A 14253-nucleotide genomic window follows, 5' to 3' on the forward strand; every position below is an offset into this window, starting at 1 on the left:
TCAGTCTTTTCCGTCGTTTTCTTTCGGCAGGCTTTCTCTTTTCTCAGAACCGTCCGACGGATTGATCGTGACTTTTACTCGCTTGATCCGGCGCGTATCCATGGCTAATATTTCGAAGTGGAAATTCCCGTAATCCATCCTCTCATGAAGTCGGGGAAAGTCTCCTTTGATTTCGAGGAGCAAACCTGCCAGCGTATCGGCTTCCCCTTCAATGTCCTCGAAGACATCGGAATCGGTATCCAGTATCTTATAGAAGTCGCTCAGCAAGGTCTTCCCTTCGAAGATGTAAGTATAGTCGTTCAACTTTATGTATTGCCGTTCGTCCTCATCGTATTCGTCGCTGATTTCGCCTACGATTTCTTCGATAATGTCTTCCATCGTCACGATGCCCGACGTACCTCCGAATTCGTCGACTACGATGGCGATGTGTATGCGGTTCTGTTGAAACTCGCGCAGCAAGTCGTCGATCATCTTGGTTTCCGGCACGAAATAGGCCGGGCGGATCAGACTTTGCCAACGGAAATTCTCCGGTTTATTCAAATGCGGCAACAGGTCCTTGATGTACAGGATCCCTTTTATAGTGTCCGGTGTTTTCGAATAAATCGGAATTCTGGAATAAACATTATCGACAATGCATTTCAGTACTTCCCGATAGGTTGCGTTGATCTCCAAATCGACCATATCCATGCGGGGGGTCATAATCTCTTTGGCGGTTTCTCCGCCGAAACGGATGATACCTTCCAGAATCGTACTTTCATTGGATATTTCTTTTTTATCGGTCAGTTCCAAGGCTTGCGATAAATCGTCCACAGAGATGTTGTATCTCTTCTTCCCCACTATCTTATTCACGAAAAAAGAAGAGCGTACCAACAGGCCGGATAAAGGAGAAAATAACTTCTTCAAACCGGATAATACCGGAGCTGCCGTCCTGACGAATTGCAGTGTATGTTGGACGGAATAAAGCTTTGGCATGATTTCGCCGAAAAGCAGCAGGAGGAAGGTCAGGATGACGGTAATCACAATGAATTGGAGTACGACCGCATGCCCCCAGACGATCACCTTTGAGAAAAAGTAATTTAAAAGTAGGATGATCGTTACATTCACAAAATTGTTGGATATCAAGATCGTCGCCAACAAGTGTTCCGAATCATGAAGTAAAGCTTTGATACGCGAATCGGCCGGTAATTCCTCCTTATCTATTTCGCTCAAATCGGTCGGGGACAGGGAGAAGAATGCGATCTCGGAAGCGGAGACAAAAGCTGAGCAGCCTAACAAGACGACGGCTATGATGAAAGCCACGATGGCTCCGATACTCGGAGTCATCATTGTCACACCGTCACATAAAGATTCTATACCGGATGAATACGAGTCAGGGTCCAAGGAAAATATATTTAGTTAGACATCGAGTGAATTTCGTTAGAATGGCAACCCTTCCTCAGCAGAAGATTGTTCGGTGGAAGCTGAGGGCGTTTCCGCTTGTTGTGGCGTGAATGCCGACTGTCGTGGTTGAGCGCCTTTGTTGGAAAGCATTTCCATATTGTCGGCATAAATCTCGAGTCGCGTCCGACGAACGCCATTCTGATCGTCATACTGGCGGGTGCGAATCTTCCCTTCAATATACAAGAGATCACCTTTATGCACATACTTTTCCGCAACTTGAGCCAAACCGCGCCACAGCACGATATTATGCCATTCCGTACGGTCGGGGACCTGCGTCCCGTTAGCCAAAGTATACCCCCGTTCAGTAGTAGCTAAGGTAAAAGTAGCTACTGCCTGGTTATTATCATAGTATCGCACTTCCGGATCTCTCCCTACGTTGCCTATTAACTGAACTTTATTTAATGACATAACGGCTATGTTTTAGTTTGTTGCTACAAAATTACAGAAAGAAACTGATTAATCAAACGAGAGACGGCAAATTTATGCAAATTACTGATCTTTATCCGCTGATATTCTCGAAAAGAGTTGGATTCCGGAGGCAAAACAACTTCGTAAAAATTGGTGTGGATCACCCGATGCGATAGTACATGCTTTATTCCCCTTTTAACCAGTCGGAAGGAGGGTTTGTCGTGCTTGTCGAACAAGGTCTGCAAATCGGCTGAAGCATAAAATTCTTCTTCGGGAAGATCTTTGTCCGTTTCTATTAAGGGTAATTCGTAGAGATTTTTCCAGATGTCGTCGACCGTCCGCTTATGAATGAATGTTTCGTCTCCCATCCTGACAAACAGGTAGTTGAAATAGCGGTTACTCACCTTGGTACGATGCCGTTTGACGGGAAGCACGTCGACCGTCCCGTGATGTAGGGCGAAACAACTGTCTGCAAAGGGGCAGAACAGACAAGCTGGCGCCGACGGCGTGCATTGCAGCGCTCCAAATTCCATAATGGCCTGGTTGTATAAGGCAGCGCGTTGCTTATCGAGTAATTCTTTCGCGGCGGCGTTTACCATCTTTTTCCCTTCGCTCGAATCGATCGGTCGATCGATTCCCAACCATCGGGAAAGCACTCGAAATACATTTCCATCGACTACGGCATAGGGCATATCATAAGCAAATGAACAAATGGCGGCGGCCGTATAATCTCCTACTCCCTTTAAAGCGCGCACGGCTTCATAGCTTGTCGGGAATCCGCCGGTTGAAGCCATCGTCTTTGCTGCGGCATACATGTTTCTCGCTCTCGAATAATATCCTAAACCTTGCCAATGTTTCATGACTTCGTCTTCTTCGGCAGCAGCCAGTGTGAATACGTCGGGGAATCGTTTCACGAAATGTTCGTAATACTCATAGCCTTGTTCTACTCTCGTCTGTTGAAGTATAACCTCCGAAACCCAGATAAGATAAGGATCTTTGGTCTTTCTCCACGGTAAGTCGCGTTGATGATCCCCGTACCAGTCGATTAAAATATTACTGAAATCGCTCATAATCTATCAGAAGAAAGATGATACTCCTTTTTTCGCATGCAAAATTAAACGATAAATGCTTAACATCTAATTTTTTATGAAATTATTTGGGGAAATGTTTCATTAAAAAACAGAAAAGTACTATATTTGCAGTCCTATTCAATCACATGTGTGAAATATTAATAATTTGTGTAACAATATAATTTAGGCAAAAATGACTAAAGCGGATATCGTTAATGAAATTTCAGGGAAAACAGGAATGTCGAAGCCAGAAGTATTAGCTATTGTCGAAGCATTCATGAATTCAATTAAAGACTCTCTTTCAGAAGGAGAAAATGTTTATCTTCGCGGTTTTGGCAGTTTTATTGTGAAAGTTCGCGCTCAGAAGACGGCTCGAAATATTTCTAAAAATACCACTATTATCGTTCCTGAACATAAGATTCCCTCATTCAAACCGGCGAAGAATTTCAATCTTTTGGTCAAGAAATAATCATATATTACTAACATTTAAACTTTCAGAGCTATGCCAAGCGGAAAAAAGAAAAAAAGACATAAAATGTCTACGCACAAACGGAAGAAAAGATTACGTAAGAACAGACATAAGAATAAATAATTTGTGCTCTGTTACCGACACAAATAAAGAACAAACCTTGTAAAGTATATTTCATCGACTTTCGCGGTTTGTTCTTTATTTAAAAGAAAAGTAAAATTAAATATATAAAAGTGACAAGCGAATTAGTAATTGACGTACAACCTAAGGATATTTCCATTGCGCTTACCGAAGATAAGCAATTGGTGGAATTTCAAAAGGAAGGAAGAAGTGCTTCCTTCAATGTAGGGGATATGTATTTCGGGAGAATCAAGAAATTAATGCCTGGATTGAATGCCTGTTTCGTGGATGTCGGCTTTGGAAAAGATGCTTTTCTTCATTATTTGGACCTCGGTCCTCAATTTTATTCTTTTCAGAAATATTTGAAGCAAGTTTTAAGTGATCGGAAAAAGCTTTTTCCTATTACAAAAGCTACCATGATGCCTGATATTGAGAAAGATGGAACAGTTTCCACCATTTTGAAACAAGGGCAGGAAGTAATTGTACAGATAGTAAAGGAACCGATCTCTACGAAAGGGCCTCGCCTGACGTGTGATTTATCGTTTGCCGGACGATTCTTGGTGCTCATTCCTTTCAACGACAAGGTCTCCGTTTCTCAAAAAATCAAATCGAGCGAAGAACGAGCCCGACTAAAGCAGTTGTTGCAAAGCATCAAGCCGAAAAACTTTGGGGTGATTGTGCGAACGGTGGCGGAAGGCAAGCGCGTCGCCGAACTCGATGGGGAATTAAAACTTCTACTTCAACGATGGGAAAGTATGATCACCAAAGTACAGAAGACGACCAAATTGCCGGCACTCGTTTATGAAGAAACGAGTCGGACGGTCGGCATGCTTCGCGACTTGTTCAATCCCTCCTATGAGAACATTTATGTGAACGACGAAACGGTTCTTCACGAGATCAGGGATTATGTTAAGTTCATCGCTCCTGAACGGGAGAGCATCGTCAAACTGTACACGGGCAAACTGCCGATCTTCGATAATTTCGGAATTACCAAACAGCTCAAGGCTTCCTTCGGTAAAATCGTCACGTATAAAAGCGGCGCTTACCTGATCATCGAACATACGGAAGCATTGCACGTGGTAGACGTAAACAGCGGAAATCGATCCAAATCGGGCAACGGACAGGAGGAAAACGCTATTGACGTTAACATCGGCGCTGCCGACGAATTGGCGCGCCAGCTGAGGCTCCGCGATATGGGAGGGATTATCGTCGTCGACTTTATCGACATGAATTTGGCTGAAAACCGACAAAAACTCTACGAACGCATGTGTAAAAACATGCAGAAAGACAGAGCGAAACACAATATCTTACCCCTGAGCAAATTCGGTCTGATGCAAATTACGCGACAACGCGTCCGTCCTGCTATGGACGTGAGCACCGACGAGGAATGTCCGACCTGTTTCGGAAAAGGACGCATCAAATCATCCATCCTGTTTACCGATGCCTTGGAGAATAAAATCGACTATCTGGTTCATAAACTGAAAATTAAAAAGTTCAAGCTGTACATCCATCCGTATGTAGCAGCCTATATCGCCAAAGGATTTGTTTCCTTGAAACGAAGATGGCAAATACAATACGGATTGGGCATACGAATTATTCCGGATCAAAGTCTGGCCTTCCTGCAATATCGATTTACCGACGAGCACGGAGAGGAAATAGACATGAAAGAAGAGAAGGAAATCAAATGAGAGGAAAAGGGTGTACCATACACCCTCTTCTTTTTATGCTTCGAGGCAAGGGGGACGCGATATGCGCCGGCCTTTGCCAGGCGAAGACTCCTTTTGTAGAGATTATAAAATTTACCTTACTGATAGAAAAGATAACGAAAAGATCCGATATTATTAATAGATTTGAAATATCTTTGCACCGGATGAAAAAACGGAATGAGTCGATCATGAACAGATACATGTGGATCATAACGCTCTGTATAGCTGCTTTCTTCGTGAACAACGGGGCGCTTCAGACGGATATCATGGAATCACGCAATATCGTTACGGCACGCGAAATGGTGTCCGACGGAAATTGGCTTGTTCCTACCATGAACGGCGAACTGAGGTTGGAAAAGCCACCCTTACCCACCTGGGTGGCTGCCGTGGTCGAAACCGTTGTACCCGACAATCTGAAAGCTCAAAGAGCGGCAGCAGGAATGATGGGCGTGGTATGGACGCTCTTCTTCTATCTGACCGCATTGGAAATTTCCAAAAAGAAGGAATATGCCGGTATTGCGACCTTGGTTTTTCTGACCTGTTATAATATCGTCTTGATCGGCCGTACTGCCACGTGGGACGTATACTGCCACGCTTTCATGATGGGCGCCGTCTTCTTTTTATGGAAGGGCTTGTATGCCGATCACCGCGATCGGCGACGCGCCTGTCTGTGGCGAAATTTCTCGCTGGCAGGCATTGGGATGGGGCTGTCGTTTCTCAGCAAAGGACCTGTTTCTTTCTACGCCTTGCTCCTCCCTTTCCTCATCGCAGCACTCGTTTATAGACGCCCTTCCATGAAAGGGAAATGGAGCGCTTTTTGCGTCATGATCCTGCTTTGTGTAGGAATCAGTTCTTGGTGGTATATCTATCTCATCCTCTTTCATCCCGAGGCTGTCCATGCCGTCATACAGAAAGAGTCGGGAGCATGGCTTCACCATAATGTCCGGCCGTGGTATTACTATTGGCGTTTTTTTGTAGAGACAGGAGTCTGGGCACTGCTCGCATTGGCCTCCCTTGCCGTTCCGTACTGGAAAAGGGTGATCGCCGACAGGCGGGAATACTTGTTCACTCTCTGGTGGATGTTAGCCGCTTTGTTCCTCCTTTCCCTAATGCCCGAGAAAAAAATGAGATATTTGGTTCCGATGATGGTGCCCTGTTCGCTGGCGGTGGGCTTTCTTATCTATCACTTCTGCAAGGAACGGGATCTTGATAAGACGAGTCGCCTTTTATTCTATATAAATGGGGGGCTTATTTCGACGATCGCCGCGGCGATCCCTGCCCTGATCTATCTATACGGTTACAGAAAAGAGCTTATCTCGCTTCCCATCGCGATTATCGCCACCATGTCGGTGCTTGGCGTCGCCGTTTGGTTATGGGTAGCGACGGTGCAGTTCAAGCCGAGGCGATTACTGTTTGGGGTAACGGCTCTCTTTATCGTGGCGGAATGTCTTTTATTCGGTGTGATCGGTCGGTCGTTCACGAATCCGGAATTCAACTCTATTCGCGGAACGCGGGAGATCGACGAATTGAAAGGCATACCTTTCTATCACCATCCGGAAGAGGAATTGAGAATCGAACTCGTTTACGAGGCCAACCGTAAGATTTTGCCCTTGGAGATGAACGACGGGGAAGCTTTCCTGAAAGCCTTGCCTTGTGTCCTTATTACGCGAAAACCGGTAAAAGACGAACTTCCCGAAGCGTTACTCCAGAAAGTCGATACGACGCTGATCGGAATCTACGATGACAATCGGCATCCGAAACTCCAAAAGCATTACCATGAAGAATTCCTGAACCGAGTTACTTTATTAAAATTAAAGCAATGAACAATACGTCAGCATATGAATTGACCATCGTCGTGCCCGTTTACAACGAACAGGCTAACATGGAACAGTTGGAACAACGGCTGGCCGCTTTTTTATCGACAGCTTCGGTCTCCGCCTGCATCTTGCTGGTAAACGACGGCTCGAAGGATGACAGTCTGCAGCGCATGAAAGAGATGTGTCGACGAAACAAAGACTTTTATTATATCAGCTTCGATGAGAACCGCGGACTGAGTACGGCCATGAAAGCGGGTATCGATACGGCGCAAAGCAAGTATGTGGGGTACATAGACTCCGATCTCCAAACGGATCCGGACGATTTCAACCTGCTCCTGAAATACGCCCCTCGCTATCAGCTGGTCTCAGGTATCAGAGCCCACCGTAAGGATTCGAGCTTCAAGCGTTTGCAATCTAAAATAGCCAACAGTTTCCGTCGCGCCATGACCGGCGATACAGCCACGGATACAGGGTGCCCCCTGAAAGTGATGTGGACCGACTATGCCCAACGATTACCTTTCTTCAATGGCATGCATCGCTTCTTACCAGCCCTGATGATATTGGAAGGCGGGAAGTTCAAGGAAGTTCCCGTGCGGCATTATCCCAGAATCGCCGGTGTGTCGAAATATCATCTGTGGAACCGGCTGGCCGGTCCGTTCACGGATTGCTTCGCCTATCGATGGATGAAGAAGAGGTACATCCGGTATCGCATTGACGAAAACAATTTCACCGTCTGACCGATGCCTGCCCTCCTCATCTACTCCATCGGCTTCCTGGCTCAGGGATTTTTCTCAGCCCGTATTCTGGTGCAATGGATTATGTCGGAGCGGAGTCGTCGGGTCGTCTCGCCCAGCATCTATTGGATATGCAGTCTGGCAGGCAGCATTCTGTTGTTCACCTACGGCTGGTTGAGGGATGATTTTTCCATTATTCTCGGACAGTTCATCTCCTACTATATTTATATCTGGAATTTGAATATCAAAGGCGTGTGGAATAAAGTGCCATCTGCCTTTCGAATGCTGATTTCTCTCTTACCGCTCATCGCTTTGATCTTTACTCTCCAGGATGCATCGACTTTTGTCGACTCGTTTTTCCAGAACGAAAACATCCCATCGGCTTTGGTCGTCTTCGGCTCTTTGGGGCAGGTTATCTTTACGCTACGTTTCGTTTATCAGTGGTATTATTCGCATCGTCGTCAGGAATCCATTCTTCCTGTCGGGTTCTGGATCATCAGTTTAGTGGGTTCGGGAATCATTGTCACTTACGGCATGATTCGCCTCGACCCCGTGTTGATTCTCGGGCAATCGGTAGGATTTATTGCGTATATACGCAACATGATACTGTTTAAACAAAGCCGGAAGAAGGTGCTTTGAGCGATGCGGCAGGATGAACCGGCCATGAAAAGTCGCAATTCTAGCGGTTGTACCCTCTCTGACACCCGTTGTTGGAGCGAAACCGAACGGATTCGGGCCTCGTTACGGTTCAACGGCAATGCCGACAAATTTGCTTTTAAATCTTAATTTAATTACTTTTACGGAAAAATAAAAAGAATCATGTTTTCGGAGGAATTGCAAGAACTTTATCGGAAATATACGGGAACGCAGCCCGAGCGTTTGACCGAACTCCCCGCTTCGGGCTCGAACCGAAGATACTTCCGCCTGACGGGTGCGAAGAGTATCATCGGTGTTTATGGATCGTCGGTGGAGGAGAACCGTGCTTTCGTATATATGGGAGGCTATTTTCGAGGAAAAGGACTGCCGGTACCCGAAGTATTCGGCGTTTCCGACGATCAACGATGTTATATTCAGGAAGATCTGGGCGATACGCTCCTCTTTCGGGCCATAGAAAAAGGAAGGCTGACGACGATCTTTTCCGAAGAGGAGAAAGATCTGTTGCGAGAAACCATCCGCCTCCTTCCCGTCTTTCAATTCTCCGGAGCCGATGGGTTCGATTTCTCTTATTGCTACCCGCAGTCCGAATTCAACGAGCGTTCCGTCAAATGGGACTTGAACTATTTTAAATATTGCTTCTTGAAAGCGACGGGGTTGGACTTTCAGGAGGATAAACTGGAAGACGATTTCCAGAAGATGTGCGAAGTACTGATGCAAAATACTTCCGCCACGTTCATGTATCGCGATTTTCAAAGCCGGAACGTCATGGTCCATAATGGTCGGCCTTATTTCATCGACTTTCAGGGCGGTCGGAAAGGCCCGTTCTTTTATGATGTGGCTTCGTTCCTGTGGCAAGCCAAGGCCAACTTTCCCGATACGCTCCGTCAAGAACTCTTGGAAGAGTATCTGGCGGTGCTCAACAAGTATCACCCCGTCGATCGTCGATACTTCTACGGCCGGTTGCGCCATTTCGTGCTGTTTCGTACCCTACAGGTGCTCGGCGCATACGGTTTCCGCGGTTACTTCGAGAAGAAACCGCATTTTATCCAGAGCGTTCCGTACGCATTGGCCAACTTGCACCAGCTGTTGAAAGATGATTATCCGGAATACCCCTACCTGTGCCGGGTACTGAAGCAATTGCTCAACCTTTCGATGTTTAAGGACGATTTGCGGAAACAGCAGCTCACCGTCCGCATCATGAGTTTTGCGTACAAGAAAGGTATTCCCGGCGATCCGAGCGGCAACGGCGGCGGATATGTCTTCGATTGCCGCGCCATCAACAATCCTGGGAAATACGATCGCTTCAAACCGTTCATCGGATTGGATGAGCCGGTCGTAAAGTTTTTAGAAGAAGATGGAGAGATCCTCACCTTCCTCGACCATGTTTATGCTTTGGTCGACGCCAGCGTCAAAAGGTATATAGACCGCAGCTTCACCAACTTGAGCGTATCTTTCGGTTGTACCGGCGGACAGCATCGGTCGGTCTATGCCGCACAGCATCTTGCAGAACACTTGACCGAAAAATTCGGAGTGAAAATCGAGCTGATCCATCGCGAGCAGAATATGGAACAGACATTCAACCGTAAAGATTGACCTGTGAAGAAGAAAGCCATGATTTTCGCCGCCGGCATGGGTACCCGGTTACGACCTTTGACCGACCGTTGTCCGAAAGCGCTCATCGAAGTTGCAGGAAAAACGATGTTAGAGCGCCTCATCATGAAACTAAAAGCTTCGGGATTCGACGAAATCGTCGTCAATGTGCATCACTTGGCAGATCGGATTATCGATTTCATTGCGGCGAACGACAATTTCGGAATAACCGTCCATATCTCCGACGAACGAAACGAACTCTTGGAAACCGGAGGCGGCCTGCAACGGGCTGCTCCTTTCTTTGCCAACGATCGCCAAGGTTTTCTCGTGCATAACGTAGATATTCTGTCGAACTGTAACTTGACGGAGCTGATGAATGATCATCGGGAACACCAGGCCTTGGCCACGCTCTTGGTCAGTTCCCGCCGGACAGATCGGTACTTGCTTTTCGATGAGGCAAACAGGTTGCACGGCTGGATCGACAAGAAGACCGGAGCAACGAAACCAGCCGCTTTCGCATATCGCGAAGGTAAATATCGCGAATACGCTTATGCCGGCATCCAGGCCGTCGCCCCGGCTATATACGACATCCTTCCAGCCGGCAAATATTCTATCATAGATTTTTATCTCGCCCGTTGTCGAAGTCTTGAAATCAGAGGGTTCGTAGCCAATAAGTTAATGTTCCTCGACATAGGTAAACCCGAGACCCTCGCCGAAGCGGAACGGTTTATTCAAGCACTGCAGGCAGGCCCGTCCGCTCAGCTCTAACCGTCGAAAGACTTTAATGCTACATACCGTTCATTTTACTCGCTTGTAGACGAATCCGACGATATATTTCTGTCAAATCGATCGGCCAGTTCTCCGATACGAGGTCGGCAGGATGAATGATCCATTCCGAGTCCATAAACTGTAAAACGGGATATTCCGACGCTCCATCGACGTAAGTCTTCCATTCCATACCCTCCGTATTTTTTGCGATAATCGAAGCGAAAGCGATAGCAAGATGATACCGGATTTCTTTCTGATGAATATCGAGTTTACCGCTATCCATTACCTGTTGAATCTTCGCGATATCTTTTTCCTCACCGGTGAAATCTTTTGAAAGTTCTTTTTTTATAGTCTTTTCAATCCAGGAATAGGCTGTATTCACTACCCCAATTTCAAGAATGCGAATGGGAATGATTTCATGGCGGAATCCGTGTTCTGCCAGGGGGACACATATGGTATTTATAATCGTTTCGGCTATGATTTTTTCACCGTTCTTCGTCGTAGTAAAAGAACATTCCATACACATGGCGCCATAGTCCAATACCCAGAAGTAGGTCGTATACACGGAACCGTTTTCTTGAAATGTTTCTAAACTGTAAGCGCAAGGTATCTCTCCGATACGGGAGATTACCGCCGAAGGATTTCCTTTCAATTCGGCACGAAGACAATCCGTTCCATAGCTATCGGCTTTACCCTTAGTGGCGGAGATGCGGAAATTGCCGTTCCATCGACTGGAATTATAGAATAAAAACGTATCTTCCGTATCTTCGAATTCGTTCCAATCGGCAGGATATTCCAAAGAAAACCAGCTTCCCGGAGAAATGTATTTTTTCATAGGCAAAACTCTATTATAGCGTACTTGCGATGCACTCTATTTCAATTAAAGCGCCTTTGGGCAATTCCTTTACGGCAAAAGCGGAGCGAGCGGGGAAATCGTTCTCGAAATAGGATGCATACACCGTATTCATCTCCGCAAATAGAGACATGTTGGCAAGGAAGACGGTTGTCTTTATAATGTGGGCCGTCGTAAGCCCCGATACTGCGAGAACGTTTTTGATATTCTCGAAAACCTGTTTCGTCTGTTCCTGAATGCCGCCGTCGGTCAACATTCCGGTTTTCGGATCTACGGGGAGTTGCCCCGACAAAAAGAGGAAACCGTTTACTTCCACTCCTTGACTGTAAGGCCCAATCGCTGCCGGCGCCTTATCGCTGAAAATGATCTTTTTCATACTCTTCTAAATAAATTGTACATGAATCTGGGTTCTAAATTAGCATATTTTACCGACAAAGTGTGCGTTTTACATTTTTTTACGGATAGGGATTAAAATTTATTCTTTTTATTTCTGCGTCTCAATAATTATATCTACCTTTGTCAGCAAGAAAACCAACTCTGTTGGAGCTAAACGTTTTCTTTCTGATTGAATCAATAATATAAGTATCATCCTAAAAACAATTATTTTCGTGTGAAGTCAGAAAAATTGTCTGTCTGGAGAAATCGTGCACGATAATGCTAATAACTATAATACTTTATGTATAACATCATTCAATTAAATGACAAAAGTTTGTCTGAGTTGCAGAATATTGCCAACGAAATGGGAATTAAAAAAACAGATTCTATTAAAAAAGAAGAACTGGTTTATCGCATTTTAGACGAACAAGCAATTGCGAGCGCTTTAAAGAAAACTTCCGGTACCAATACCAATGATACAAAGTCGCGCAAGAGAACCCGTATCAATGTAAAAAAAGAAGCAGATAAAATATATACTGCTAATCAAAATAAGGCGCACAAAGTAGAGGTTGACAAACCGGAAGTCGAAGTGATTTCGGATGTGGAAACAAAAGTGACGGAAACTCCCGCTATCGTAACGAAGGAAAAGGAAGAAAAGACGCCACCAACTCCTAAAAAGAGAGGCCGAAAATCGGGAAGTACGACAAAAGGAAAAAAGAAAGCAGAGGAAAAGCCTCTTTCAGAAACTTCCGATGCAACCATGCCGGATGTTGCTGAAGAAAAAAAAGTCTCTAAAACTAAAAAGGAACTCATATTACCGGAATTGGAATTCGATAATGAGAGAGACGATTTTATTCCTATCGAGGACCTGCCTTCAGAAAATGCAGATCTACCTTCCGAGCTAATTGGAAAATTCGAGGCCACCAAAATGGAAATCCCTGCACAAGTGACCAAGGTAAACGTCAAATCCACGGGTAATCGTCATAATCAAAAACAAAATCATAACAATCCGACACCGGCTTATGCTCCTGCGACGACGGAAGAAATTCCAGTACAAAATCAACAAAAGATAGTTGAGCAGAAACCTGCAGAAAAAGTGTATGATTTTAATGATATCCTGAATGGATCGGGCGTGTTGGAGATTATTCCCGACGGCTACGGATTCCTTCGTTCTTCTGATTACGACTACCTTTCTTCACCCGACGATATCTATGTTTCTCAATCCCAGATAAAGCTTTTCGGGCTGAAAACTGGTGATGTGGTAGAGGGGCCCATCCGTCCGCCCAAAGAAGGGGAAAAATATTTCCCCTTGGTGAAAGTGAGTAAAATTAACGGCTTGGAGCCTTCGTTGGTTCGCGACCGTGTTGCTTTCGAACACCTTACTCCGCTCTTTCCCGAAGAAAAATTTAAACTGTGCAAAGGCTATAACGACGATTTATCGGTACGAGTAGTAGATATGATTTCCCCTATTGGCAAAGGACAGCGTGCGCTGATCGTGGCGCAACCCAAGACGGGTAAAACCATTTTATTGAAGAACATTGCCAATGCCATTGCGGACAATCATCCCGAGGTATACACCATTATGCTGTTAATTGATGAGCGCCCGGAAGAGGTGACGGATATGGCTCGCAGCGTAAAGGCAGAAGTTATCGCTTCCACTTTTGACGAACCGGCGGATCATCATGTCAAGGTGGCCAGTATAGTCCTTGAGAAAGCGAAGAGAATGGTGGAATGCGGTCATGATGTGGTCATATTCCTCGATTCTATAACCCGCTTAGCACGCGCATACAACAATGTGGCGCCGGCATCGGGAAAAGTGCTTTCCGGTGGTGTAGACGCGAATGCTTTGCATAAACCGAAACGTTTTTTCGGCGCCGCAAGGAATATAGAACATGGAGGGTCGTTGACAATTATCTCTACGGCATTGATTGATACGGGATCCAAGATGGATGAGGTGATTTTTGAAGAGTTTAAAGGAACAGGCAATATGGAATTGCAGCTCGATCGTAACCTCAGTAACAAACGCATCTTCCCCGCCGTCAATTTGGTGGCGTCAAGCACTCGTCGCGATGACTTATTGTTGGATAAGATGACACTTGACCGCATGTGGATCCTTCGTAAATATTTGTCGGATATGAATCCGGTCGAAGCCATGTCTTTTGTTAAAGACAGACTGGAAAAGACCAAAGATAATGAGGAATTCTTATTGAGCATGAATTCATAAAGCGATTAGGACTCAAGCTTAA

13 protein-coding genes are annotated in these 14253 nt (G+C 45.5%); 8 read left to right on the forward strand and 5 right to left on the reverse strand.

What is annotated here, in order from left to right; translation table 11 throughout:
* The 3 genes from gldE to mutY are packed head-to-tail and all read right to left on the reverse strand — an operon-like array spanning position 1 to position 2918.
* Entirely contained in the window at positions 1-1380 is a 1380-nt protein-coding gene (gldE, locus tag BN102_RS08140) for a gliding motility-associated protein GldE (RefSeq protein WP_035456508.1), read from the reverse strand.
* A 36-nt stretch (positions 1381-1416) separates the two neighbouring features.
* On the reverse strand, positions 1417-1848 hold the full coding sequence (locus BN102_RS08145) for a single-stranded DNA-binding protein (protein WP_019208630.1): 432 nt from the start codon (positions 1846-1848) through the stop codon (positions 1417-1419).
* A gap of 23 nt (positions 1849-1871) precedes the next feature.
* Positions 1872-2918 carry an A/G-specific adenine glycosylase gene (gene mutY / locus BN102_RS08150; RefSeq protein WP_019208631.1) on the reverse strand — a complete coding sequence of 349 codons (1047 nt, stop codon included), beginning with the start codon at positions 2916-2918 and terminating at the stop codon, positions 1872-1874.
* A gap of 193 nt (positions 2919-3111) precedes the next feature.
* Here mutY and BN102_RS08155 point away from each other — a divergent pair, with 193 nt between their 5' ends.
* From BN102_RS08155 to BN102_RS08185, 7 genes are all read left to right on the forward strand, one after another.
* Positions 3112-3387, forward strand: coding sequence for an HU family DNA-binding protein (locus tag BN102_RS08155; RefSeq protein ID WP_019208632.1), 276 nt, complete (start codon positions 3112-3114; stop codon positions 3385-3387).
* Between the two features lie 233 nt (positions 3388-3620).
* A complete protein-coding gene (locus BN102_RS08160) occupies positions 3621-5195 on the forward strand; it encodes an Rne/Rng family ribonuclease (RefSeq protein WP_019208633.1) in 1575 nt (524 codons plus the stop codon).
* A 182-nt stretch (positions 5196-5377) separates the two neighbouring features.
* Complete coding sequence (locus BN102_RS08165) at positions 5378-7036, forward strand: ArnT family glycosyltransferase (protein ID WP_019208634.1); 1659 nt, start codon at positions 5378-5380, stop codon at positions 7034-7036.
* Complete coding sequence (locus tag BN102_RS08170; protein WP_019208635.1) at positions 7033-7767, forward strand: glycosyltransferase; 735 nt, start codon at positions 7033-7035, stop codon at positions 7765-7767. The genes BN102_RS08165 and BN102_RS08170 overlap by 4 nt, the downstream gene beginning before the upstream one ends.
* A 3-nt stretch (positions 7768-7770) precedes the next feature.
* Complete coding sequence (locus BN102_RS08175; protein WP_019208636.1) at positions 7771-8403, forward strand: lipid-A-disaccharide synthase N-terminal domain-containing protein; 633 nt, start codon at positions 7771-7773, stop codon at positions 8401-8403.
* A gap of 180 nt (positions 8404-8583) precedes the next feature.
* The gene (locus BN102_RS08180; RefSeq protein WP_019208638.1) at positions 8584-10014 is read left to right on the forward strand and encodes a RapZ C-terminal domain-containing protein; all 1431 of its coding nucleotides are present in this window, start codon (positions 8584-8586) and stop codon (positions 10012-10014) included.
* Between the two features lie 18 nt (positions 10015-10032).
* A complete protein-coding gene (locus tag BN102_RS08185; protein WP_036787877.1) occupies positions 10033-10779 on the forward strand; it encodes a nucleotidyltransferase family protein in 747 nt (248 codons plus the stop codon).
* A 19-nt stretch (positions 10780-10798) separates the two neighbouring features.
* Here BN102_RS08185 and BN102_RS08190 read toward each other — a convergent pair whose 3' ends face one another.
* Positions 10799-11614, reverse strand: coding sequence for a DUF3805 domain-containing protein (locus tag BN102_RS08190; RefSeq protein ID WP_019208640.1), 816 nt, complete (start codon positions 11612-11614; stop codon positions 10799-10801).
* 13 nt (positions 11615-11627) lie between these two features.
* On the reverse strand, positions 11628-12008 hold the full coding sequence (locus BN102_RS08195; RefSeq protein ID WP_019208641.1) for a RidA family protein: 381 nt from the start codon (positions 12006-12008) through the stop codon (positions 11628-11630).
* Between the two features lie 300 nt (positions 12009-12308).
* Here BN102_RS08195 and rho point away from each other — a divergent pair, with 300 nt between their 5' ends.
* Entirely contained in the window at positions 12309-14231 is a 1923-nt protein-coding gene (gene rho, locus BN102_RS08200) for a transcription termination factor Rho (RefSeq protein ID WP_019208642.1), read from the forward strand.
* Positions 14232-14253: the final 22 nt, after the last annotated feature.

Origin of the sequence: Phocaeicola abscessus CCUG 55929, assembly GCF_000312445.1 — a bacterium.
Taxonomy (GTDB): domain Bacteria; phylum Bacteroidota; class Bacteroidia; order Bacteroidales; family Bacteroidaceae; genus Phocaeicola; species Phocaeicola abscessus.